18 protein-coding genes are annotated in these 24,683 nt (G+C 64.9%); 9 read left to right on the top strand and 9 right to left on the bottom strand.

Annotated features, from left to right (window positions below; genetic code table 11):
* Window positions 1-25: 25 nt before the first annotated feature.
* From B0T39_RS01670 to B0T39_RS01650, 5 genes are all read right to left on the bottom strand, one after another.
* A complete protein-coding gene (locus B0T39_RS01670) occupies window positions 26-733 on the bottom strand; it encodes an SDR family oxidoreductase (protein WP_081544512.1) in 708 nt (235 codons plus the stop codon).
* Window positions 730-1,254: an ester cyclase gene (locus tag B0T39_RS01665; RefSeq protein WP_081544511.1), complete on the bottom strand. Its 525-nt coding sequence runs from the start codon at window positions 1,252-1,254 to the stop codon at window positions 730-732. The genes B0T39_RS01670 and B0T39_RS01665 overlap by 4 nt, the downstream gene beginning before the upstream one ends.
* A 185-nt stretch (window positions 1,255-1,439) precedes the next feature.
* Window positions 1,440-2,882, bottom strand: a complete 1,443-nt coding sequence (tldD, locus tag B0T39_RS01660) for a metalloprotease TldD (protein ID WP_081544510.1) — start codon at window positions 2,880-2,882, stop codon at window positions 1,440-1,442.
* Between the two features lie 14 nt (window positions 2,883-2,896).
* A complete protein-coding gene (locus tag B0T39_RS01655) occupies window positions 2,897-3,706 on the bottom strand; it encodes a carbon-nitrogen hydrolase family protein (RefSeq protein ID WP_081544509.1) in 810 nt (269 codons plus the stop codon).
* Window positions 3,703-7,554, bottom strand: coding sequence for a YhdP family protein (locus tag B0T39_RS01650; RefSeq protein ID WP_439896875.1), 3,852 nt, complete (start codon window positions 7,552-7,554; stop codon window positions 3,703-3,705). The genes B0T39_RS01655 and B0T39_RS01650 overlap by 4 nt, the downstream gene beginning before the upstream one ends.
* A 93-nt stretch (window positions 7,555-7,647) precedes the next feature.
* Here B0T39_RS01650 and glnE point away from each other — a divergent pair, with 93 nt between their 5' ends.
* The 6 genes from glnE to B0T39_RS01620 all read left to right on the top strand — a co-directional run bounded on the left by glnE (window position 7,648) and on the right by B0T39_RS01620 (window position 14,235).
* Complete coding sequence (glnE, locus tag B0T39_RS01645; protein ID WP_081544507.1) at window positions 7,648-10,338, top strand: bifunctional [glutamate--ammonia ligase]-adenylyl-L-tyrosine phosphorylase/[glutamate--ammonia-ligase] adenylyltransferase; 2,691 nt, start codon at window positions 7,648-7,650, stop codon at window positions 10,336-10,338.
* A 245-nt stretch (window positions 10,339-10,583) separates the two neighbouring features.
* The gene (locus B0T39_RS01640; RefSeq protein WP_081544506.1) at window positions 10,584-11,507 is read left to right on the top strand and encodes a branched-chain amino acid transaminase; all 924 of its coding nucleotides are present in this window, start codon (window positions 10,584-10,586) and stop codon (window positions 11,505-11,507) included.
* Window positions 11,508-11,550: 43 nt separating this feature from the next.
* Entirely contained in the window at window positions 11,551-11,751 is a 201-nt protein-coding gene (locus B0T39_RS01635; protein ID WP_019104039.1) for a zinc-finger domain-containing protein, read from the top strand.
* A 130-nt stretch (window positions 11,752-11,881) separates the two neighbouring features.
* A complete protein-coding gene (waaF, locus tag B0T39_RS01630; RefSeq protein WP_081544505.1) occupies window positions 11,882-12,919 on the top strand; it encodes a lipopolysaccharide heptosyltransferase II in 1,038 nt (345 codons plus the stop codon).
* On the top strand, window positions 12,919-13,512 hold the full coding sequence (locus B0T39_RS01625; protein ID WP_081544504.1) for a TetR/AcrR family transcriptional regulator: 594 nt from the start codon (window positions 12,919-12,921) through the stop codon (window positions 13,510-13,512). The genes waaF and B0T39_RS01625 overlap by 1 nt, the downstream gene beginning before the upstream one ends.
* A 123-nt stretch (window positions 13,513-13,635) precedes the next feature.
* Window positions 13,636-14,235, top strand: a complete 600-nt coding sequence (locus B0T39_RS01620; RefSeq protein WP_081544503.1) for a hypothetical protein — start codon at window positions 13,636-13,638, stop codon at window positions 14,233-14,235.
* A gap of 63 nt (window positions 14,236-14,298) precedes the next feature.
* On the opposite strand, the gene B0T39_RS01615 is transcribed toward B0T39_RS01620, so the two are convergent.
* The 4 genes from B0T39_RS01615 to B0T39_RS01600 are packed head-to-tail and all read right to left on the bottom strand — an operon-like array spanning window position 14,299 to window position 19,579.
* A complete protein-coding gene (locus B0T39_RS01615; protein WP_081544502.1) occupies window positions 14,299-14,859 on the bottom strand; it encodes a cob(I)yrinic acid a,c-diamide adenosyltransferase in 561 nt (186 codons plus the stop codon).
* Entirely contained in the window at window positions 14,852-17,602 is a 2,751-nt protein-coding gene (locus B0T39_RS01610) for a hypothetical protein (RefSeq protein WP_081544501.1), read from the bottom strand. Before B0T39_RS01610 ends, B0T39_RS01615 begins: the two co-directional genes overlap by 8 nt.
* 2 nt (window positions 17,603-17,604) lie before the next feature.
* Complete coding sequence (locus B0T39_RS01605; protein WP_019104311.1) at window positions 17,605-18,030, bottom strand: DNA polymerase III subunit chi; 426 nt, start codon at window positions 18,028-18,030, stop codon at window positions 17,605-17,607.
* Complete coding sequence (locus B0T39_RS01600; protein ID WP_081544500.1) at window positions 18,014-19,579, bottom strand: leucyl aminopeptidase; 1,566 nt, start codon at window positions 19,577-19,579, stop codon at window positions 18,014-18,016. The genes B0T39_RS01605 and B0T39_RS01600 overlap by 17 nt, the downstream gene beginning before the upstream one ends.
* A 201-nt stretch (window positions 19,580-19,780) precedes the next feature.
* Between B0T39_RS01600 and lptF the strand changes: the two genes are divergently transcribed.
* The 3 genes from lptF to B0T39_RS01585 are packed head-to-tail and all read left to right on the top strand — an operon-like array spanning window position 19,781 to window position 24,540.
* Window positions 19,781-20,881, top strand: coding sequence for an LPS export ABC transporter permease LptF (lptF, locus tag B0T39_RS01595; protein ID WP_081544499.1), 1,101 nt, complete (start codon window positions 19,781-19,783; stop codon window positions 20,879-20,881).
* A gap of 7 nt (window positions 20,882-20,888) precedes the next feature.
* Window positions 20,889-21,965 (top strand): LPS export ABC transporter permease LptG, encoded by a 1,077-nt coding sequence (lptG, locus tag B0T39_RS01590; RefSeq protein WP_081544498.1) that lies wholly within the window; start codon window positions 20,889-20,891, stop codon window positions 21,963-21,965.
* Window position 21,966: 1 nt separating this feature from the next.
* On the top strand, window positions 21,967-24,540 hold the full coding sequence (locus tag B0T39_RS01585; protein WP_081544497.1) for a [protein-PII] uridylyltransferase: 2,574 nt from the start codon (window positions 21,967-21,969) through the stop codon (window positions 24,538-24,540).
* Window positions 24,541-24,683 lie beyond the last annotated feature (143 nt).

The raw sequence follows: 24,683 nt of genomic DNA, 5'->3' as shown, positions 1-24,683 counted from the left end.
CGAGTCCTCTCTCTTGGGCCAGGGCCTACAACAAGGCCCCGCCCTCCACGTCCAGCACCGCGCCGGAGATGAAGCCGTTGGCCATCGCCAGCAGATAGGCTTGCGCCAATTCCCGCGGCTGGCCGACGCGGCCGACGGGCAGACCCTGGCCGATGCGCGCCAGCGTCGCCTGGCGCGCGGCCGAGCCGGCCTCGCCCCATAGCTCGGTGTCCACCACGCCGGGGCTGACCACGTTGACGCGGCGCGGCGCCAGTTCCTTGGCCAGATTCTTGGCCGCCGCCTCCAGCGCGGCGTTGACCGTGCTTTTCAGCAGGCCGCCGCTGGAGAATTTGCGCGCCAGCAGGCCGGAGGTGAAGGTCACCGACGCCCGCTCCGTCAGATAGGGCAAGGCCTCGCGCACCGCCAGCAGGCTGCCGAACAGCTTGACGTCGAAAGTCTGCCGCAAGGCCTCCTCGCTCAACTCGGCCAAGGCCGGCGCGCCGACCCGGGCGCCTGCGGTCAGCACCAGATGATCGATGCGGCCGATGTCGGCGAAGGCCCGGGCCAATGCCCGGCTGTCGGTCATGTCCGCCTGGATGCCTTCGCGATCCGCCTCGGATTGGGCGCTGCGTCCCAGCACATAGACCCGCGCGCCGGCCGCCGCGGCCGCGTCCGCCACCGCCCGGCCGATGCCGGAGCCGCCGCCCAGCACCGCCACGGTCTGGCCGTGGAAAGCAAAACCCCCCGCGCTCATGGCTTCACCACGCCCAGTTGCTGCATCAGGGTCAGATTGTCTTCCAGATGCCAGTTCTCGGCGATGCGGCCGTTCTTGACGCGGTACAGGTCGAAGGCCTGGAATTCCACCGGCTGGCCCTGGCCTTGCACGTCGCCGAAGCGGCCGCTGAAATGGCCCTGGAAATGCAGGCGCAGCGCGACGCGGTCGCCGGCCAGCACCATGTCGGTGACGTCCACCTTCAAATCCGGCACCGCGGCGCGGAACTGGCGCGAGGCCTGCAAGGGCCCGGCCACGCCCTGCTGACGGCCGGCGGGCAGGGTGCGGTCGATGAAGTCGGGGTCCAAGGCCAGTTCGGCGTAGCGCGGATCGCCGCTGTTCCAGAACGCCGCGTAACGCAGCGCGGCCAACTTCACCGCCGCCGTGCTACCGGCCGGACGGTCCGCCCACACCCGCGCCGGTTGCGGCAGGTTTTCCGCCGCGCCGGCGAAGGCCGCGGTCAAGGCCAGGCCGAAGCCCAGCGCCAAGGTCAAAGCTTTCATCATCGTCTCCCGATTGCGGCGTCGCCAACACGGCGACACCGGACCAGCGCATTGTGTCGCCGCCGAAAGGATTTGATAATTGGCTTTAAATTTGGATGATCTGCTTGTTCAATTTGAAAATAGGCGTAAAAAAAGGCGAAGCTCCAGCGCTTCGCCTTTCTCAAAGACCCTGTTTACGCAGCTTCTTAGCCGCCGGTGCCGCCCACGGTCAGGCCGCCGTCTATGCGCAGCGTGGGCTGGCCCACGCCCACCGGCACGCTCTGGCCCTCCTTGCCGCAGACGCCGACGCCCTGATCCAGCTGCAAATCATTGCCTATCATGCTGACGTAGTTGAGCACGTCCGGCCCGTTGCCAATCAGGGTGGCGCCCTTGACCGGGTAACTGAGCTTGCCGTTTTCGATGCGCCAGGCTTCCGACGCGGAGAACACGAACTTGCCGCTGGTGATGTCCACCTGGCCGCCACCGAAATTGACCGCGTACAGACCGTCCTTAACCGAGGCGATGATTTCCTGCGGATCGTGCTGGCCGGCCAGCATATAGGTATTGGTCATCCGCGGCATCGGGATGTGGGCGTAGGACTCGCGGCGGCCGTTGCCGGTGGCGCCCACCTGCATCAGGCGCGAATTCATCGCGTCCTGCATATAACCCTTGAGCACGCCGTCCTCGATCAGCACGGTGCGCTGAGTGGGATTGCCCTCGTCGTCTATCGCCAGCGAGCCGCGGCGCTCTTCCATCACCCCGTCGTCCACCACTGTGACGCCCGGCGCCGCCACCCGCTGACCGATCTTGCCGGAAAAGGCCGAAGTGCCCTTGCGGTTGAAATCGCCTTCCAGGCCATGGCCTATCGCCTCGTGCAAGAGCACGCCGGGCCAGCCCGGGCCCAACACCACGGTCATCTGGCCGGCCGGCGCCGGACGCGAGTCCAAGTTGGTCAAGGCCTGATGCACCGCCTGGCGCGCGTAGCGCTCCAACACCTCGTCGTCGAAGTAGGCCAGGTCGAAGCGACCGCCGCCGCCGCTGGAGCCCTGCTCGCGGCGGCCGTCTTGCTCGGCGATCACCATCACCGACAGCCGCACCAGCGGCCGCACGTCGGCGGCGCGCACGCCGTCGTGGCGCGCCACGTAAACCACATCGTATTCGCTGGCCATGCCGGCCATCACCTGAATCACCCGCGGGTCCAGCGCCCGGGCCATCCGTTCCACCTTTTCCAACAAGGCCACCTTGGCCGCCGCCTCCAGGCTGTGGCACGGGTCCAGCGCCGGATACAGCGGCTTGGGCGCTCGCCGGGTCTGCGCGCCGGCGGAACCGTCCCCGCCCACCTGGCCGATGGCGCGCACCGCGTCGGCGGAGCGGCTCAGCGCCTCCAGGCTGATGGCGTCGGAATAGGCGAAGGCGGTCTTGTCTCCGGCCACGGCGCGCACGCCCACGCCTTGATCAATGCTAAAGCTGCCGGACTTGACGATGCCCTCTTCCAGGCTCCAGGCCTCGCTGCGAGTGTATTGAAAATAGAGATCGGCGTAGTCGATGGCGTGGTGGCGCATGCGCGCCAGCGTGGCTTCCAAAGCCGCCTCGTCCAGGCCGTAAGGCTTGAGCAGCAGGCTGTCTGCCGCGGAGAAAGCATCTTGCATAGTGTCGGGTTCTTTCACGCGAGTACGCGGTGCGCCAGCGCCGGCAGGCGGGTGCGCACCGACTGGATCAATGTCGGGTCTATTTCGGCGAGGATCACGCCCTCGCCCTTGTCTATTTCGGCCAGCACGCGGCCCCAGGGATCGATGATCATCGAATGCCCGTGGGTCTTGCGGCCGTTGTCGTGTTCTCCGCCCTGCGCCGAGGCCAGCACATAGCTCTGGTTCTCGATAGCGCGCGCGCGCAGCAGCGGCTCCCAGTGCGCTTCGCCGGTGGTGGCGGTGAAGGCCGCCGGCAGAATCATCAGATCATAGGGCGACAGCTGGCGGAACAGCTCTGGAAAGCGCAGATCGTAGCAGATGCCGAAAGCCATCTCGGCAAAGCCGAGGTCGGCCTTCACCGGCTGCTCGCCCGGCCGGATGGTGTTGGATTCGCAATAAGTCTCGCCCAGGCCGGAAAAACCGAACAGGTGGATCTTGTCGTAGCGGGCGCGCACCTCGCCGTCCGGGTCGAACAGCAAGGTGGTGTTCAGCACCCGCTGCGGCTCCGGGCTGCGCAAGGGCACGGTACCGGCCGCCAGCCACACGCTGTTCTCCTGCGCCATCCGCGCCAGCGCGCTCTGGATGGGACCGTCGCCATAGGCCTCGCATACAGCCACCTTGTCGGTTTCCTGCCGCCCCATCAGGCAAAAGTACTCGGGCAAGACCACCAGCCGCGCGCCTTTGCCGGCGGCTTCCGCCACCCAATGCGCGGCGCGCTGTAAATTGGCCGTCACATCAGAGCCTGACACCATCTGCACCGCCGCCGCCAGAAATTTTTGCCTCATGGTTTCCCCCCTTTGTTCTGCTGTATCGGACCGATCGCCGTGCGCACTACTTTAGGGTCTCGCAGCGAGCCGCTCACTTCGTAATCCACCGACAGGATGCGGCCCACCGGATCGCGCAGCACTTTCTGCGCCGCCAGCGTGGCAATGCCCACCACCGGATTGAGCAAGGCCGCACCCGCCGCCAACGCCACGCTTTCTGCCAAGCGCGGCATCACATGAACTTTCAGCGCCTGAGTTTCCTTGCCCAGATCCAGCTCTCCGGAAATCGTCACGTCCGCGCCCGGTCCCTTCATCTCCACCTTGGGAGAAGTGAACAGGCCGTTGCGCGCCTGCGCCTCGCCTTTCAGGCTATCGAAGGCAAAACCATCGCTGAACACATCGGTGAAGTCCAAACGGATGCGGCGCGGCAGCGATTGCAAGCTGAGCGCGCCCAACAGCTTGACCACGCCCGGATCCACTTTGGCGAAGCGCCCGTCCTTGAAGTCTAGCGCCAATTCGCCGGATACCTTGGCCAAATCCAGATCGCCCAGGCCGCCGGGCCAACTCAAGCGGCCGTTGAGCGTGCCCTGGCCGTTGCGGAAAATCTCGCCCTGGCCCAGCCGCGTCAGCAGCTTGCCGGCGTCGCTTACGTTCAATTCAAAGCGGGCGTCGACATTGCCGGCGCCGCGCGCGTCCGAACGCACCATGGCCTTCAGCGTGCCGTCGTTGGTCGTCAACCGCAAGGGCGCCATCTGCCAGACGCTGCCCTCGCGACGCGCCTCCAGCTCCAGCCGGCCCACCGAACGCCCCTGCAGCACCAATTCGCCGACGCGCACCTTCATCTCAGGCAGCCGGCGGTTCAGCACCGAGGCTTCGCCGCCGGCCCCGGCCTTGGCCTCCGCCGCGCCCTCCTTCTTCTCCTTGTCCGCCGGCAGGCTCAAGGCCAGACGACTGAGATTGGCCTGTAGCAGGCCGTTGCCTTCCGGCCGATAGCTGGCGTCGCCGCTCATCTCGTTGGAGCGCAGCTGTACGGTCCAGGCCTTGGACAACTCGCGGTTGCCCAAGCGGGCGTTGACCTTGTGCAGGCTCAGGCCCGGCAATACCAATTCCGGCGTTTCCAGTTCCAGCTGCAAGGCAGGCAAAGCCGACAAGGCCCCCGGCCCGCCGGCTCCGCTGGATAGCGTTGCGCCGTCCGCCAATTTCAACCAGTCATCCAACACCACCTTGGGCTGCGCTACCCGCACCGTCAGGCCGGACGCCGCCGGTTCACCCGGCGCGCGCCCCACGCCCAGCGCGCCGGCCTGCAAGTCGCCGTGCTCGTTCAAACGCAAGCGACCGCCGAGCATGCCGTCCAGACTGAAGTCCAGCCGCAGGGTCTGCGCGCCTCGCATCTGCTGCGGCCGCAACTGCAGTTGCAGGGGTAAAGCCGTCGCCGCGGCCTTGGCCAAGGGCGGCGGCAAGTCGAAGGCGGTGCCCTGCAGGTCCGAGGCCACCGTCAGGCTCTCAAGGCCTTGCTTGACGACGAACTGCGCGCGGTAGCCGGACTTGCCCGACACCTGCTCCGCCAGCGCCGGCAGATACTGCTTCAGCACCTGACGCGAATCGGCCTGGCCCGCCAGTTCGAAACGCATGCGCTTGTCGGCGCCGGTGTTGGCCTTCAACTGGAACGGACCGCCGAAGCCGACGAACTGCAGGCCCGGGCTGTCCACGCCGCGTTCGGTAAAGGTCAGCCGGCCGCGCGCCTTGCTCAGCGGCGGAATCGGCAGGGATTTGAAGCGCAGCGCGTTGTCGGCGAAGCGGATGTCGCCGCGCACCGTCACACCCTGTTCGCCGGCCAGCGGTATCCCCAGTTTCAAATCCAAGCTGGCGTCGCCGCCGGCTTCGATCTGGCCGGTGAAACCGTCCAGCCAGCCGTCCACCGGGCTTTGCGTGGTGAAGGCCAGCATGCGCTGCAGACGGTCGGCCGCTCGGCCCTCCACCGTCAGCATGGGCACGTCGGCGCCCAAATTGTCTATCATCGCCTTGACGCCGCTCAGCGGTACGCCCACCGTCGTGGCGCGGCGCGCGTTCACTTCCATCCGCTCATTACGGAACAGCAATTGGGCGTCGATGTCGTCGATGCGAGGCCAGCCGGGCTGATAACTGAGACGCGCCCGCTCCACCTCGGCCTCCACCAGAAACTCGCCGCCCTTGCCGCCGGCAAAAGGGAACTGTTCCAGATCGCCGCGCAGCTTCATCGTGGCCTGGCGCAGCTGCCCGCCCTGCAAGGCCTGGCGCAGCCAACGCAAAGTGTGCTCGCCCACCTCGTGCGGCAGATACTCCGCCACCCTGGCCGCCGGCACTCCGGCGATGCTGGCGCGCAGATCCGCGACGCCTGCGCCGCCGCCCTGATTCCGGTAACTACCTTGCAGGCTGCCGGATAGATCGGCGTTGGAGAAGGCGACCTGACGGAAGTCCAAAGCCACCGCCTGCCCCTGCCGCTGCCAGCCCACATCGGCGGTCAGCTTGTCGAAAGCCAGTGGCGCGACGAACACCGACGGATAGCTGACCTGGGACTTTCCGGTGTCCAACTGCAAGCGGCCGCCCTTTTCATCAAAGCTGATCGCGCCGCTGACGCCGGCCACGCCGGGCAGCTCGTCAAACGGCTGCCAGGCCAGTTTTTCAAAACGGGACTTGAGTTTGAAGGCCTTGGGCGCTTCCAGCGCGCCCTTCCAGCTGACGGTCAGGTCACGCAAGGCGCCGCTGGGCGAAAAGCGCGCGAACAGCGGGTTGCGATCGGCGCCCAGCGCATGGATGAAGGGAGTCAGATGGCCGAGGTCGACGTTGTCCAGCGTCAGTTGGCCGAAGCCCTGCTCGCCGTAGCGCCACTCGCCGTCGATATTGGAGTTGTCGAAAGCCAGCCCGCTGGCGCTGGCCAAGCTCAGCCGGCTGGCCTTGACCTTATAGCTGCCGCTGAGCTGACGCGTCAGCTGCAACTCGCCCTGCAGACGCGGCAACACCAGTTCGTGGGAATCCGGCGGCGTGTAGGCGGCGTCGTGGACGTTGACGCTGGCTTTCAAGGCGTCGATGGCGCCGTCGGAGAAGGACATCTCCACCGTGCCGCTGCCCTCTCCGCTGCGCAGCATGCCCAGTTGCTGCAAATAGCGCGTCCACGAGCCCACCCTGGCGCCGTCCAGCGCCACTTTGATCGAGCCCGACCACTGCTGCCAGGCGGCGATGTCGTCGCCGCGCCAGGACGCAGCCAAATCGAAGCCCTTGCCCAAGGACGCCGCCGGCTGGCCGGACAGCTTCAGGCCATGGCCGAACAGGCCCGCGCTCAGCTTGAGCTGGCCCTGGCTCAGATCCAGCCGAGGCAGGCCCAGCAGTTCGTCCTGCCAGCTCAGCCGCGCGTCGCTGATCTCCAGGCTGGGCTGGCGCAGCAGCCAATTGCCGAGGCCGCTGTCGGCGGGACCGGAACTCAGATCGAAGCCGTTGAGATAGATCACGCCCTGGCGCGAACGCAGCAACTCAACCGCCGGCCCCTTGACCACCACGCTGGACAAGCGCGGCTCCAACGCCAGCAGCGAACGCCACGACGGCTCCAGCGATACCTGGCGCAAGGTCAGCGCCTTGCCGTCCTGCGGATTGGCAATGGTGACGCCGCCCAACTCGAAACGCGGCCCCACGGTCAGCCATTCGCCGGATAAGGCCGCCACCTGCACAGGTCGCCCCAGCGACTGACTCAGATAGCGCTCCAGCGGCTGGCGAAACTGGTTCAGATTGGGCAGCACCCAGAAAGTGAACGCGCAAAAAGCCGCCAGCAGCAGCGTCAAGGCGATAGCGACGGCCATTCCCAACAGCGTACAGGTCCGTTTTAGGACCTTGACCACATGAATATGGGACAGAACGGAGAATAGCTTTTCCAAATGCGGCAAACCGTTACAATGTGGCCATCAAGAATTGACATGCCGTAGAGGCCTATTATGCCAGCAAACACGGCCGCTGCCATTGCCCGCAGCCGCGAGTTTTCTCACTATCTGCAACGTTTGCTGACCGCCCAGCCCGCCGAGCAGGCGCGGTTGGAAAGCCGACTGAGTCACCGCTTCGACGCCGCGGAGATGGAAGCCTTCGCCGATTGGGAAGCGCTGATCGACGCCGAAGGGCTGGCCCCGGCGCTGCGGCGGTTGCGGCAGGCGGTGGTGGCGCGGCTGATCTGCCGCGACCTCAACGGCCAGGCGGATCTGGACGAGGTGGTTTCCACCGTCAGCGCGCTGGCCGATTTCGCCGTCGAAAGGGCGCTGGTCTCCGCGCGAGCCGGCCTGGCCCACTACGGCGAGCCGATAGGCGAGGACAGCGGCGAGGTCCAGCAACTGATCGTCATCGGCATGGGCAAGTTGGGCGGCGGCGAGCTCAACGTCAGTTCCGACATCGATCTGATTTTCATCTACCCGGAAAGCGGCGACACCGACGGCGCCTCCCGCGGCGGCCGTTCCATCAGCAACCACGAATACTTCACCCAGGTGGGCAAGCGGCTGATCGCCCTGCTCAACGACGTCACTGCCGATGGCCAGGTATTCCGCGTCGACATGCGGCTGCGGCCCTACGGCGACTCCGGACCGCTGGCGATGAGCTTCGCCGCGCTGGAAAACTACCTGCTGAGCCAGGGCCGAGAATGGGAGCGATACGCCTGGATCAAGGCCAGGCCGCTCAGCGGTGACGCGGCGGCGCTGGCCGACACGGCGCGCCCCTTCGTTTACCGTAAATATCTGGACTACAGCGCCTACGGCGCGATGCGCGAGCTGCACGCGCAAATCCGCCGCGAAGTGGCCCGCCGCGACATGGCCGAAAACATCAAACTGGGCCCCGGCGGCATCCGCGAAGTCGAATTCATCGCCCAAGTCTTTCAACTGATACGCGGCGGCCGCGACCGCAGCCTGCAACTGCGCGGCACCCGCGAAACCTTGCGCCGACTGGGCGAACTACGGCTGCTGGAACCCGCCGCCGTCGACGAACTCCTGCAAGCCTACGCCTTCCTGCGCAATCTGGAGCACCGGCTGCAATACCTGGACGACCAGCAAACCCAAACCCTGCCCGCCGCCGCGGACAACCGCGCCCGCATCGCCGCCAGCATGGGCTGCGCCGACTGGGAGCAGTTCATGAACCGGCTCAACCAGCAGCGCCGCAAAGTCACCCGCCACTTCGAGCAAGTGTTCATCCTGCCCACCGAGGGCGCCGCCGACCATCCGCTCACCGAACTCTGGAGCGACATCACCGAGGAATTGCCGGTGGAGAGGCTGCGCCAGCTGGGCTTCGCCGAGCCGGAACAAGTGGCGCGCCAGCTGCAAAGCCTGGCCCAGGGGCAGCGCTACCAGCAGATGCCGCTGAACGGCCGCAAACAGTTCGATCAATTGATGCCGGCGCTGATCGAGGTCGCCTCCCGCTTCGACAACGCCGACGCCACGCTGACCCGCATCATCGCCTTGATGGAGGCGATCAGCCGCCGCGCATCCTATCTGGCGCTGCTGACCGAATACCCGCAGACCCTGCAACGGCTGGCCTCGCTCTACTCATCCAGCGCCTGGGTTTCCGGCTATCTGACCCGCCACCCGATACTGCTGGACGAGCTATTGGACGCGCGCGTGCTCTACGCCACGCCGGACTGGCCGCAACTGGAAGCACAGCTGGAACAGCAGCTGAGTCAGGCCGACGGCGACGTGGAAGCCAAGATGGACGCGCTGCGCCACTTCCAGCACGCGCAATCCTTCCGCCTGGTGGCGCAGGACCTGGCCGGCATGTGGACGGTGGAGGCGCTGTCCGACCAGCTGTCACTGCTGGCCGACATCGTGCTGGCCGCCACGCTGCGCCACGCCTGGCTGGACATCCCCAGCCGCCACTGCGACACGCCGCGCTTCGCCATCATCGGCTACGGCAAGCTGGGCGGCAAAGAGCTGGGCTACGCCTCGGACCTGGACCTGATCTTCCTCTACGACGACGAGCACCCGGACGCCGCCGAACTCTATTCGCGGCTGGCGCGCAAAATGTCCACCTGGCTGACCAGCGCCACCGCCGCCGGCGTGCTCTACGACATCGACCTGCGGCTGCGCCCCAACGGCGCCAGCGGCCTGCTGGTCAGCTCGGTCAACGCTTTCCGCCAATACCAGGAGCAGCAAGCCTGGGTCTGGGAGCACCAGGCGCTGACCCGCGCCCGCTACGTGGCCGGAGACGCCGACGTCGGCGCCCAATTCGAACAGGAACGCCACGCCATCCTCACCCGCCGGCGCGAGCACAACACTCTGCGCGACGAAGTGCTGGCGATGCGCCAACGCATGCTGGACAGCCACCCCGCCCGCGACGAAGACCCGAAAAACGCGCGCGGCGGCATCATAGACATCGAATTCCTGGTCCAGTACCTGATCCTGGCCCATGCCCACGCGCTGCCGGCGCTGACCGCCAACGCCGGCAATATCGCTTTGCTGGCCACCGCCGCCGAGGCCGGACTGATCCCCGCCGCCGACGCCGAAGCCGCGCGCAACGCCTACCGCCACTACCGCCGGCTGCAACACGCTGCCCGGCTCAACGAGCGCCAGACGGTGACCCCGGACAGCGCGCTGCTGGACGACTATCGCCAGTGTCGCGCGCTATGGCAGCGGGTATTCGAGCAAGCGCTCAAATAAACGGTTCACAGCGTCATGAGGGCGAGATAAACTCATTGGATAAGAACCTAGTTCAAAGTCTGCTGCGCCTCAGCGATACGGCGTTGAAAACGAGCTCAAAATGCTCATGTACCACGTGTACATTCCGCTTTTTCGCTCGTTTTCGCCTTGTCTCGCCCTGGCTCGCGAGACCTTGAAAAGGTTCTGAGGTCGGACAAGATCCGGCCCCACCTGCAAACGAAAACACAATATTGGAGAACACCAAGATGTCGATGGCTGATCGTGACGGAAAAATCTGGTATGACGGCGAAATGGTGGACTGGCGCGACGCCACCACCCACGTACTGACCCACACCCTGCACTACGGCATGGGCGTGTTCGAAGGCGTGCGCGCTTACGAAACCCCCAAAGGTCCGGCCATCTTCCGCCTGGAAGACCATACCGCGCGACTGTTCCGCTCCGCCAAGATTCTGGGCATGGCGCTGCCGTTCACTCCGCAACAGATCAGTCAGGCCCACTTGGACGTGGTCAAGGCCAACGGCCTGAAATCCTGCTATTTCCGTCCGATGGCCTTCTACGGTTCCGGGAAACTGGGCGTGGCGCCGCTGAAGAACGATGTGCGCGTAATCGTGGCCGCCTGGCCCTGGGGCGCCTACCTTGGCGACGAAGGCCTGGAAAAAGGCATCCGCGTGAAGACCTCCTCCTTCACCCGCCACCACGTCAACATCACCATGTGCAAGGCCAAGGCCAACGGCAACTACATGAACTCCATCCTGGCCAACAACGAAGCCACCGCCGACGGCTACGACGAAGCCTTGCTGCTGGATGTGGATGGTTTCGTGGCGGAAGGTTCCGGCGAAAACATCTTCATCATCCGCAAGGGCAAGCTGTACACTCCGGACCTGACCAGCGCGCTGGAAGGCATCACCCGCGACACCGTGGTGCAGATCTCCAAGGAAATGGGCCTGGAACTGGTAGAAAAGCGCATCACCCGCGACGAGGTCTACAGCGCGGACGAAGCCTTCTTCACCGGCACCGCCGCCGAAGTGACCCCGATCCGCGAACTCGACAGACGCGCGATCGGCGACGGCAATCGTGGTACCATCACCGCCGAAATCCAGAAGCGCTACTTCGACATCGTCAAAGGACTGGATGCCGAACACCAGCACTGGCTGACCTACGTCAACTAAGCAAGACGAGCCGCCCGCGCGGCGGCTCCGCAAGGAATACAGAATGGCTGAACAGAAAGAAAACACTCAACGCGTGATCGAAGTCACCCAGCACGACCTGCCGCTGCATTGCCCGATGCCGGACATGGTGTCCTGGAACTCCCACCCGCGCGTGTTCCTGCCCGTGCACAAGACCGGCGAAGCGCTGTGCCCCTATTGCGGCACCCGCTACAAGCTGAACGGCCCGGCAGGCGGCCACCACTGAGACCGGCTCCGCGCCGGCAACGCAGCTAAGGTGTGGCGCGAGCCGCACCTTTTTTGCTTGCCGGCCCGCCTCGTCTGCAAACCCAAGCCGGGCTGCGCCCCGGTTTCGGTTTGCAATCGGAACATCTGCAATGAAGAAGAAAATCCTCGTCATCGGCCCTTCCTGGGTCGGCGACAGCGTCATGGCGCAACCGCTGTACCAAAGACTGCACCAACGCCACCCCGATCTGGAGCTGCACGTGTTCGCGCCGGCCTGGACCCTGCCCTTGCTGGCGCGGATGCCAGAAGTGGCCAAGGCCCATCTCAACCCCTTCGGCCACGGCGCGCTGCGCCTGGGCGAGCGCTGGAAAGTGGCGCGCCAGTTGGCCGCCGAACGCTTCGATCAAGCCATCGTGCTGCCCAACTCGCTGAAATCCGCCTTGATTCCGCTGTTCGCCGGCATCCCGCTGCGCACCGGCTTTCTCGGCGAATCGCGCTACTGGATTCTCAACGACGCGCGCGAACTGGACGAGCAGGCGCTGCCCATGATGGTGGAGCGCTTTTGCGCGCTGGCGGAAGACAAGGGCGAACCGCTGCCGCGGCCGCTCAGCCATCCGCGGCTGGTGCTCACCGACGCCAGCCAGCAAGCGGCGCTGGACAAACTGAAGCTCGACGCCAGCCGCCCTGCAGTCGCCTTCTGCCCCGGCGCCGAGTACGGCCCGGCCAAGCGCTGGCCGGCCCGGCACTTCGCCGAACTGGCTCGCCGCTTCGACGCCGCCGGTTACGCGGTGTGGTTGTTCGGCTCCGGCAAGGACCGCGAGGTGGGCGACGATATCAGCCGTCTCTCCGGCGGCCTGGCCGTCAACCTCTGCGGCGCCACCGGCCTGGAAGAAGCGATAGACCTGATAGGCCTGACCCGGCTCGCCGTCTGCAACGATTCCGGCCTGATGCACGTGGCGGCGGCGCTGGACAAGCCGCTGGTGGCGCTGTACGGCTCCTCCAGCCCCGACTTCACGCCGCCCTTGTCGACACGGGCCGCCATCGTCTCCCTCAACCTGGATTGCAGCCCCTGTTTCGAACGGACCTGTCCGTACGGCCATACCGATTGCCTGGAAAAAATGGAGCCGGAACGGGTCTGGCAAGCCGCGCTTCCGCTGCTGCACGCCCACTCCCAAGAAAAAACACAATAATGAGCACAGACAACACCGCACCCGTCGAAGAAAACAGCCGCCGCATGGAGCTGATCCGCGCCGCGGCGATGCTGTTCCGCGACCAGGGCTACGAGCGCACCACAGTGCGCGACCTGGGCAACGCGGTCGGCATGCAATCCGGCAGCCTGTTCTACCACTTCCGCACCAAGGAAGAGATCCTGGTCGCGGTAATGGCCCTGGGCATCACCAGCACCACCGAGCAGTTGAAGCGCGCGCTGGACGCGGCCGGATCGCCGCGGGCCAAACTGGCCGCGCTGTTCCGCGTGCATCTCAATTCGCTGCTGGGGGACAATCAGGCGGCGCTGGAAGTGATGCTGTACGAATGGCGCAGCGTGTCCGCCGCCGCCAGGCCCGGCCTGATCGTGCTGCGCGACCGCTACGAAGCGCTGTGGCAGCAAGCGCTGGACGAAGCCGCCGCCGCCGGCCTAGTCAAACCCGACACCGCGCTGCTGCGCCGCACCCTGCTGGGCAGCCTGCACTGGTCGGTGCAGTGGTACCGCTCTGAAGGGCCGCTGAGCGTGGATCAATTGGCCGAACGCATGCTGGAATTGGTATTACTGCCACAAATCTGACCTTTAGGCCTGAAAAAATTCGGCAATCCGGTAAAAAAGATTCTAGAATCAGCGATATAGGGCAACTGGGCTCTATACCGTCCTGCGCGACGGCAACGGCATCCACGGTTTGGAGAGAGCGACATGGCAAGCACCGGCAGCATAGGCAGCCTCAACTCTCTGCAGCAATTGCAATCGCTGCAGAACACGCGGCCTGAGCAAAAGACGCTGGAAGAACCGCGGTCCGCCACCCCTGCGGTTTCACAGCAAAACGTCAGCCAGACCGCGGTCCGGCAAAATCCCGACACCGCCCGTGTCGAGCAGCAACTACAACGCCAGTTGAACACCGCGCAGGCCAACGCCGCGCAAACCCGCAACGGCGACCAGCAACGGGTCAGCCAGGAACAGGCCCAAACCGCCGCCCTGGCCAGTTCCGCCACTCCGACCACCGCGGCCAACGAGACCCCGCGGGCTCAGCAGCGCGCGGCGGAAGCGGCCAGCGCCAATCGCGCCGCGAGCGCCCCGCCGGCGACGCCTCCGCGCCCGACCACGGTGCCGGCGGCCAATGAGCAGCAAGCCGCCAACAACCAGACGGAACAACAGACCAACCAGACCAACAACAACGCGGTGGCCCGCTCCCAGCAACAGAACGCCAGCGGTCAATTAGCGGTCACTCAGTACCAGACCACCCAGTCCCTACTGCAGAACAGCACTTACCGGCCGCGGGTCTCGGAAGTGGCCTGACGCCACCTTCACAGAAAAACGGCAATCCTTGTGGATTGCCGTTTTTTTGCCGAATCGTCCTGCTTAGACTTCGCCGGTTTTGCGCCCCGGCCGCCACAGCACGTCCGGTTCGCCGGCCTGGCGGTTCAGATAACGCGACAGCACAAACAGCAGATCAGACAGACGGTTCAGATAGCGGCGCGCCGCGTCGGACACCGTCTCCTGCTGCGCCAGCGCCACCACCGCGCGCTCTGCGCGACGACACACCGATCGCGCTTGGTGCGACAACGCGGCCGCCCGGCCGCCGCCAGGCAGGATGAACTCCTTCAGCGGCGGCAAATCCTCGTTGAGGAAGGCCACCACGGCCTCCAGCGCCTGCACGTGCTCGGCGCCCAAAGCGCTGTAGCCGGGCACCGCCAGCTCCGAGCCCAGGTCGAACAAATCATGCTGCGCCTCGGACAGCCAAGCCCTGGCCTCGTCCGGCAGCCTTTCCGCCAGCAAGACCCCCAGCACCGAGTTCAATTCGTCCACCTCACCCAACGCGCGGATGCGCAAGCTGTCCTTGCCCACCCTGCTGCCGTCGCCCAGGCCGGTGCTGCCATCGTCGCCGGACCTGGTGACGATATGCGACAATCTGTCACTCATCGCGTTTCCCATCCTTTTCAATCTTGCCCAAAGAGTTGATTGTCTGACGCAGGCTCTCCTTCAAGGCTTCGCCGAACAGCATCTCGTAATCCTCCTTGAGCTGATGCATTACGCCGGACAGCATCTGCTTGGCTTGTAGCTCCAAAGCGTCCTGCAACCACAGCGACAGTTCCACCTTCATCCGCGGCAGCATTTTTTCGTACATGGACTGCAGCAAAGCCTGTTCGTCTATCACCGCCACCGTGCCCGGCGGCGCATTCACCGCTTGGGGCGACATCATCGCGGCCGCCGCAGCGGCCGAAGCCACCTCGGATACTTTCAAGACTTCCACTCCGCGCGCCGTCGGCCCGTCGGAAACGGCTTCCCGCTCGGGTTCTCCCGACGACGCCGCGCCGGCAGCCAACGCCAGGCCCGCAGCGGCCAGCGCCCCGGCTCCCGCCGCCAACTCCGCGGCCCCCATCCCATCCGTCTCGGTCTCGGTCTCGGGTTCGGACTCCAGCACCGTCAGTTCGGGAATCTCGCCCTCGGCCAGGGCCAAGGACTCGGGCTCGACGTCCGCCAAGGGCATTGCCGGCTCGGCCGCTTGCGGCTCCAGCATTTGATCCAATACAGGCTCGGCTACCGCTTCGACTTCCGCCGGCTCGGCAAACCCAGCGCCCTGCTGCGGGACCTCCGGTTCGACGGCTAGCGATTCCAGCGCCTCGTCCAACACAGGCTCTGCCGTCGCTTCGGCTTCCGCCGGCTCGGCAAACACAGCGTCCAGATGCGGGACGTCCAACTCGGTGGCTTGCGGCTCCAACGCCTCGTCCAGCACAGGCGCGGCTGCCGCTTCGGCTTCCGCCGGCTCGGCACACTCAGCGTCCAGATGCGAGACGTCCAACTCGGCGGCTTGCAGCTCCAACGCCTCATCCAACACAGGCTCTGCCGCCGCTTCGGCTTCCGCCGGCTCGGCAAACCCAGCGTCCAATTGCGGGATTTCCAACTCGGCGGCTTGCGGCTCCAACGCCTCGTCCAACACAGGCTCTGCCGCCGCTTCGGCTTCCGCCGGCTCGGCAAACCCAGCGTCCAATTGCGGGATTTCCAACTCGGCGGCTTGCGGCTCCAACGCCTCGTCCAACACAGGCTCTGCCGCCGCTTCGGCTTCCGCCGGCTCGGCAAACCCAGCGTCCAGCTGCGGGACTTTCAACTCGGCGGCTTGCGGCTCCAACGCCTCGTCCTGCACAGGCTCTGCCGCCGCTTCGGCTTCCGCCGGCTCGGCAAACCCAGCGTCCAGCTGCGGGACTTCCAACTCGGCGGCTTGCGGCTCCAACGCCTCGTCCTGCACAGGCTCTGCCGCCGCTTCGGCTTCCGCCGGCTCGGCAAACCCAGCGTCCAGCTGCGGGACTTCCAACTCGGCGGCTTGCGACTCCAACGCCTCGTCCTGCACAGGCTCTGCCGCCGCTTCGGCTTCCGCCAGCTCGGCAAACCCAGCGTCCAGCTGCGGGACTTCCAACTCGGCGGCTTGCGGCTCCAACGCCTCGTCCTGCACAGGCTCTGCCGCCGCTTCGACAAACGCGACATCCATCATTGGCGCTTCCGCCGTAGCCGGAGGCTCATGCGCCTCCGCCTCAACGGCCTCCGGCATCGCCAAGACAGGCTCAGTCTGCAAACCCGCCAGCGCCTGGTCGATCTCGGCCAGCAAGGGCTCCTCTCCCGGCACAGCAAGCGCCGAGGCGACGGCGGACTCCGGCGAAATCATCGCATCGGGAAGTGCCTCCGCCGATTCGAATATCGCTTCGGGCGCTACCGCCGGCGCGACGTCAAACGCCGGCACAGGCGGCTCATTCATTTCAGGCGAGGCTTCGACGGCGCTCTCGCCCTGGAGCGGCGCAAATTGTTCCAGATCGTCCGCCGCAGCGTCCGGCAAGCCGACGGCTGGGGCCTCGGCGGACTCCGGCCAGACGGGGGCGGCTTCCTCCTCCGAGCTCTCCGGCCAACTCGGCAGCAAGCTGTCCACCTGGGTTTCCGGTCCGACTCCACCGCCCAGCACGCCGGTGGGCAGGCTATCCAAGGAAATGGAAGTGAAAGGCGTCGGCGCGGACGGCTCGATCAGGGTCTCGGCCGCACCGACATCCGGCACGGCGGGCGGCGCCTCCGCGTCCGGAATCTCGGTGCCAACGGGCTCCGACTCGGCGGCCGCAAGCGCGGCCTCCATTACCGGCTCAGCCTCGGCAACTAGCGGCTCGGTATCGAGCGCCCGATCAGGCATCGCGGCCGGCGCCTCTTCCGCGATGGGCGCGAACTCATCGGCCAAAGCCTCCGTCGGCGGCTCCTCGCCAACCGGCTGCAACAAGAATTCGAAATCACCGGCCTCCGCCGCCGCCGGCAGCGCCGCTTCCGGCGAGGCCACGGCGGGGCTCCAGCCCGGCAACACTTGCTCGATGCCCAGCTCGGAGGCGGGTATGTCGTCCAAGTCCAGCGACGGCAGCGAAGCCAGGTCCAGCAAAGGTTCTTCGCCGGGAACAGGGGCGGCGATCAGTTCTTCCAGGCTCAGTTCGGGAATTTCCAGTTCGGCGGGCAAATCTTGCGGTGGCTGGCCCAACTGGTCGGCCAGCGCGTCCAGTTCACTGGAGAAATCAAAATCGGGAATGTCGATGACTTCGTCGCCCAAGGTGGGCACTTGCGACTCATCCACCACCTCGGTCAACACCGGCAGGTTGAGGCCGGACCAGTCAGGCTCTTTGGGCTTTGACGGCTCGCTCATGGTCACTTGTTGCTCATGTCGTGATGTTCGATTGCATAACCGCGCTCGCGATACGCCTTGAACCGCAGGCGCGCCGTCTCCAGCGACGCTTCGTCGCGTCCGACTATTTCCAGAATACGATCAAAGCGCTCCATCCGCTCCGGCAAATTCGAACCCAGATTCAACAATACCGGGTGCTCCAACGCATCCGGCAAGCGAGCGGTCAGCCAGATCGGCGTGTCGGCCGCCTCGTCTGCGCCCAGCCTGCAGTGCGGCACGAAGCGGGTATCGCCGAAACTCCACAGCTGCCGGCTGAAGGTATCAAGCTGCTGCTCGCTGTCGAACCAGACCAGCAGCCGCTCCCCCTTGCGCATCACCGTGGCCGCCAGCAGGCAGGCGAAGCCCTGCGGGTCGGCCACTTTGGTGTAAAAATCAATCCTGCTCATCATCCACCGTTTCAGGGGTTTCACGGCGCGGACGGCCGCGTCGCACCACATTGCCCAGCGCGATATCCGCGCGGTCTTGCAGGAACTGCACCAGCAAGGGTACCGGACGCGCGGTGGCGCCCTTGTCCTTGCCGCCCTTCCAGGCGGTGCCGGCGATATCCAGATGCGCCCAGTCGTAAGCCTTGGCGTAGCGGGACAGGAAGCAGGCCGCGGTGATGCTGCCGCCCGGACGTCCGCCGATGTTCGCCATATCAGCGAACGGGCTCTTCAACATGTCCTGGTACTCGTCCCACAGCGGCATGTGCCAAGCGCGGTCGGCCACTTCCTCGCCAGCGGCCAGCAGCTCGCGCGCCAAACTGTCCTGGTTGCTGTACAGCGCGGTCGCGATATGACCCAGCGCGACCACGCAGGCCCCGGTCAGCGTGGCCACGTCGATCACGGTCGCCGGGTCGAAGCGCTCGGCGTAGGTCAGCGCGTCGCACAGGATCAGCCGGCCCTCGGCGTCGGTGTTCAGAATCTCGATGGTCTGGCCGGACATCGAGGTGACAATGTCACCCGGCTTCAGCGCGTTGCCGTTGGGCATGTTTTCGCAAGTGGGCACGATGGCGACCAGGTTCAGCGGCAGGTTCATTTCCACTGCGGCGCGGAAGGCGCCCAGCACGGTGGCCGCGCCGCACATATCGTACTTCATCTCGTCCATGCCCTCGCCCGGCTTCAGCGAAATGCCCCCGGAATCGAAGGTAATGCCCTTGCCCACCATGACGATGGGCTTGTCGCCCTTGTCCTTGGCGCCGTGGTGGCGCAGCACGATCAGTCGCGCCTCTTCAACGCTGCCCTTGGCCACGGACAGGAAAGAACCCATGCCCAGTTCGGCGATTTCCTTGGGGCCCAGGAGTTCCGCGTCCGCGCCGAAAGCCGCGGCCATCTGGCGCGCTTCTTCGCCCAGATAGCTGGGGGTGCAAACATTGCCCGGCAGATTGCCCAGATCCTTGGCCAGCCTCATGCCGCTGCCGATGGCCAAGCCGCGCTGCAGGCCCTTTTCACCGTCGGCGAGGTCGCTGCGGCGCGGCACCGCCAGCGTCAGCTTGCGCGGCTCGCGGACGGATTCGTCCACCTTGCTCTTGAAGCGGTCGAAACGGTACAAGGCGTCCAACGTCACCACCGCCGCCTGCTCTATCATCCACTCTACATCGTGCTTCTTGACTGTCAGTTCGCTCAGGTAGCTGACCGCCTCCACCGCTGAAGTCTGGGTCAGGGCCTTGACCGAGGCCCGCACCGCCTCGCGGTATTCCTTGGCGCGGAACTCTCTCTCCTTGCCCAAGCCCACCAGCATCACCCGGTCGCACAGAGTGTGCGGCACCGAGTGCAGCACCAGCGTGCTGCCCAATTTCCCTTCCATGTCGCCGTGACGCAGCACGTCGCTGATGAAGCCATTTGAGATGCGATCCAGCAAATCCGCTGCGAAGGTCAGCTTGCGGGATTCGTATACGCCGACGATAACGCAAGCTACCCGTTGCTTTTCCGGACTGCCGCTTTTTATGTTAAATTCCATTGAGAACTCCCGTGTAGAGCGAGTGTCTGTAGCTCCACCTCTTAACCGGCCGTCGATGCGCAGGTACAATCCTGACGGCCCGGCCTTCCGGTGAAGACGGATTTTGTTGTTGATTCCGAAATCGTCTGTTTTTGACGTTTCTGGATGGTCCCCGGAATTATCACAATGCTTTTCATGAAAAGTCAAAAAGGCACTGAATAAATGGTTTTTCAAAAAAGCCTGACTCGCGAGCTGACTTTGAGCGCATTAGGCGTTTTCATCGTGCTCCTGGCGATTATCGTTTCCACTCAGGCAGTCAATCTACTAGGCCGCGCAGCCGAAGGACAAATGGCCAACGAGGCCGTTGCCGCGGTGCTTGGTTTCACCACGCTGGGCTTTTTCCCGGTATTGATGATTTTGACGGTTTTCGCCACTATTTTGGTGGTGTTGACCCGTATTTGGCGCGATCACGAGATGGTGGTCTGGCTCAGCTCCGGCCTGTCGCTGAACAATTGGGTGTGGCCGGTGATGCGCTTCACCCTGCCGCTGGCGATGCTGATCGCCGGCGTCACCCTGTTCATCGGCCCGTGGGCCGACCAACGCAGCCAGGACTATGCCGAACAGATCAAACGCCGCGAAGAGGTTTCCGCGATCTCCCCCGGCGTGTTCAAGGAATCGGCCTCGTCCAACAAGGTCTATTTCATCGAGAACTACTCCGGCGAGCACGGCGCGGCCACTAATATTTTCATGCAGGAAATCACCGACGGCAAAGTGGCCACCATTTTCGCCAAATCCGGTTTTATTACCACTAAGCCGGACGGCGAGCGCGTGGTGGTGTTGGAGCATGGACAGCGCTACGTAGGCGAGCCCGGCAGCGCCAATTACGAGGTGGCGGAATTTCAACGCTACACCGCCGGCATCGGTGAAAGTCAGCAGATACCCGGCCCGTCCGGCAACCGTCAGGCCATTCCCACCGCCCAGTTGCTGAGCCAGGATTCCTCCGACTACCGCGCCGAGCTGGCCTGGCGGCTGTCGATGCCGATCAGCTGCGTGATCCTGGCGCTGCTGGCGATCCCGATGTCCTATTTCAACCCGCGCAGCGGCCAGACTTACAATCTACTGCTGTCCTTGCTGGTTTTCTTTGTTTATCAGAACGGACTGACCGTGGCCCGCAACTGGGTGGCCCAGGGCAAAGCCGGCGTCTGGCTGGTGCTGCTGGTGCACTTGGCCATGCTGGCGTTGGCGCTGGCGCTGTTGAGCTACCGCAACCGGCCGGCCCGTCCCATCGGCCAGGCCTTGTCCCTGTTGTTCCGGAAATCCTGATCCCGTCATGAAACTGATTCATCGCTACATCGTCGCCACCCTGAGCCAGGCGACCTTGTTCACCCTGCTGGCCCTGCTGGGTCTGTATGGCTTCTTCGACCTGCTGGCCGAAGTGCCCAATCTGGGCAAGGGCAGCTACACCCTGGGCAAAATGCTGGGCTATGTCGCGCTGCTGATGCCCGGCCACGCTTACGAGTTAATGCCGCTGGCGGTCTTGATCGGCGGCATGGTGGCGATGACCCAGCTGGCCACCAGCAGCGAATACACGGTGATACGCACCAGCGGCGTGACGCTGCCGCAAATCGCCGCCACGCTGCTGAAGTTCGGCCTCGGCTTCGCCCTGCTCACCGTGCTGCTGGGCGAGGTGCTGGCGCCTCGCGCCGGCCAGCAGGCGCAAAGCCTGAAGCTGTCCGCCACCCACTCGATGGTGGCGCAGGAATTCCGCTCCGGCATCTGGGTCAAGGACAATCAAAACTTCATCAACGTTCACGAGATGCTGCCGGACACCTCGCTGCTGGGCGTGCGCATCTACACCTACGACAATGATTTCCGCCTGGTTCGCACCCGTTACGCCGAACGCGGCTCCTTCTCCAAGGACGAGCAGCAATGGCGTCTGATCAATGTGCGCGAAACCACGCTAGGCGCGGATCAGTCGGTCAGCCGCCATTATCCGGAGCTGTCTTGGAAATCCATCGTCGAGCCGGAAATCCTGTCGGTGCTGCTGGTCGTGCCGGAACAGATGTCGGCCAGCGCGCTGCTGACCTATCTGGAGCACTTGCGCAGCAACAAGCAACAGACCCAGCGCTATGAGATCGCACTGTGGAGCAAGCTCTTCTATCCGCTGGCCTGCATCTCAATGGCCCTGGTGGCGCTGGCCTTCACCCCGCAGCAGCGCCGCCACGGCCAACTGGGCATCCGCCTGTTCGGCGGCATCTGTCTGGGCATCGCCTTCCACTTCGTGAACCGTCTGTTCGGCCATCTGGGCCTGCTATACGACTGGAACCCCATCCTGTCCGCCACGCTGCCCACCTTGCTGTTCCTGGTGGCGGGCGTCGCCATCATCGCCAGACAGGAAAGGCGCTGACATGAGCTCGCCGGCCGCGGACTCCCTCGCCCGCATGCGCCAGGATCTGGCCGGCAAACGTCAGGCTCTGACCGGGCAATACCGCGAGCAGCGCAATCCTCAGGAGTATCTGAAGCGGCACAGCCAGACGGTGGACGGCGCCTTGCAAGCACTGTGGGCGGAATCCGGCCTGGACGGCGTCGCCAGCCTGATCGCCGTGGGCGGTTACGGCCGCGGCCAGCTTTTCCCCCACTCCGACATCGACCTGCTGGTGCTGCTGGACCAGCCGCCCTCGCCGGAGGTGGGCGAACGCGTCGGCGCCTTCATCAGCCAATTATGGGACGTGGGTCTGGAAATAGGCCACAGCGTGCGCACTGTCGAGGAATGCTTGTCCGAGGCGCGCGGCGACATCACCATTGAAACCAATCTGCTTGAAAACAGGCTAATCGCCGGCGATGCCGCACCCTGGCGACGCATGAGCACACTGCTGGACCGCCAGCGCGACCCGCTGGCCTTTTTCGAAGGCAAGACCCAGGAACAGCAACAGCGCCACACTCGCCACTTCGGCGTCGGCAACAATCTGGAGCCCAATATCAAGGAAAGCCCGGGCGGCCTGCGCGATCTGCACACTATTCTGTGGATCAGCAAGGCCATCGGCCTGGGCGACAATTGGGACGCGCTGGTGCGCCGCGGCATCCTGACTTTGGCCGAGGCGCGGCTGATCAAGCACAGCGAACGCCAGTTGCTGGGCCTGCGCATCGAGCTGCACCTGCTGGCGCACCGGCGCGAAGATCGGCTGATATTCGATTTGCAACAGCAATTGGGCCGAGCGCTGGGCCTGCAGGACACCCCGGCCAAGCGCGCCAGCGAACAGGCGATGCAGCTGTATTACCGCGCCGCCAAAACCGTTAACCAGCTCAACGGCATCCTGCTGCCCAATCTGCGCGGCAGGATCTACTCCCAAGTGCCGCGCGTCACTCAGAACCTTAACGAGCGTTTCTACTCGGTCAACGGCATGCTGGGCATCCGTCAGCCGGACGTGTTCGAGAAATACCCGTCCGCCATTCTGGAAGCCTTTCTGATGTTGCAGCGCAACCCGGAACTGAGCGGTTTCGCTCCGCGCATGCTGCGTGCACTGTGGCACGCGCGCAGCCACATCAACGAACGCTTTCGCAACAACCCGCGCAACCGCGAGCTGTTCCTGCAGTTGTTCCGGGAGCCCAACGGACTAACGCGCTGCCTGCGGCGGATGAATCTATACGGGGTGCTGGGCCGCTACCTGCCCAATTTCGGCCACATCGTCGGCCAGATGCAGCACGACCTGTTCCACGTCTACACCGTGGACGAGCACATCCTGATGGTGGTACGCAATCTGCGCCGCTTCGCCAGCAGCGCCTTTACCCACGAATATCCGCTGATGTCCCGGCTGATCAACGACTTCGAGCGGCCGGAAACGCTGTACCTGGCCGGCCTGTTCCACGACATTGCCAAGGGCCGCGGCGGCGACCACTCGACGCTGGGCATGGCGGACGCCGCGGACTTTTGCCGCCAGCATGGCTTGCCGGCCGAAGACGGCGAGCTAGTGGTCTGGCTGGTGGGTCAGCACCTGACCATGTCCAGCGTGGCGCAGAAGCAAGACATTTACGACCCGGAAACCGTGCGCCGCTTCGCCGAACTGGCCGGCACGCCGCGCCGGCTGACCGCGCTCTACCTGCTGACCGTGGCCGATATCCGCGGCACCAGCCCCAAAGTCTGGAACGCGTGGAAAGCCAAGCTGCTGGAAGACCTTTATCACGCGGCGATGCGCCAACTGGTGCGCGGCGGCCAGTTGGACGTCGCCTCGGAGCTTGAGGAGCGCAAACACCAGGCCCAGGCTCTGCTGCGCCTGCACGCGGTGCCGAGCGGCGTGGAGGCCGCGCTGTGGCAGGAGCTGGACACCGTCTACTTCCTGCGCCACGAAGCCAAGGAGATCGCCTGGCACGCGCGGCTGCTCAACCGCTTCGTCCATGCCGACGGGCCGCTGGTGCGCGCCCGGCTGTCCGACGACCACGAAGGCATCCAGGTGCTGATCTACACCCGGGACCGCCCGGAACTGTTCGCCCGCGCCTGCGCTTTTTTCGGCCGCACCCACTACAGCATTGCCGACGCCAAGGTTTACACCACCCGCCACGGCTACGCGCTGGACACTTTCCACGTCTTCGTGCCCGAGCATCATGACGGCGATTATCGCGACATGATCAATTTCATCGAGTTCGAACTGGCCGAGTGCCTGCGCCAGGAGGGCGAATTGAGCCTGCCCGCCTCCGGTCGCATCAGCCGCCACCTCAAACACTTCCCAATCACGCCGCAGATCTTGATTCGCCCGGATGACAAAGCCAGCTTCTACGTGCTGTCCATCGTCGCCGGGGACCGCCCCGGCCTGCTGGCGCGCATCGCCAAAGTGCTGTCCGACTACCGGATGAATGTGCAATCCGCCAAGATCATGACTCTGGGCAGCCGCGCCGAAGACTCCTTCCTGATCTCCGGCCCCGGCCTCAACGACGATAAGACGGTGCTGGCGCTGGAGAACGCCTTGCTGACGGCCTTGCGGTTGTAAAAGCCTGCTCTAAAGTCTCGTGAGCAAGAGCGAGACAAGGCGAAAACGGCTGAGGAAGCGGAGTTTACAAGTGGTAAATAGCATTCCGGAGGCGCACCCACCCTGCAGCGCCTCATGAAGCGCAGCAGACTTTGAACAGGTTC

This window comes from Chromobacterium haemolyticum, from assembly GCF_002081825.1.
In the GTDB taxonomy this organism is placed as follows: domain Bacteria; phylum Pseudomonadota; class Gammaproteobacteria; order Burkholderiales; family Chromobacteriaceae; genus Chromobacterium; species Chromobacterium fluminis.
This window is presented reverse-complemented; position numbering and strand designations above follow the sequence as displayed.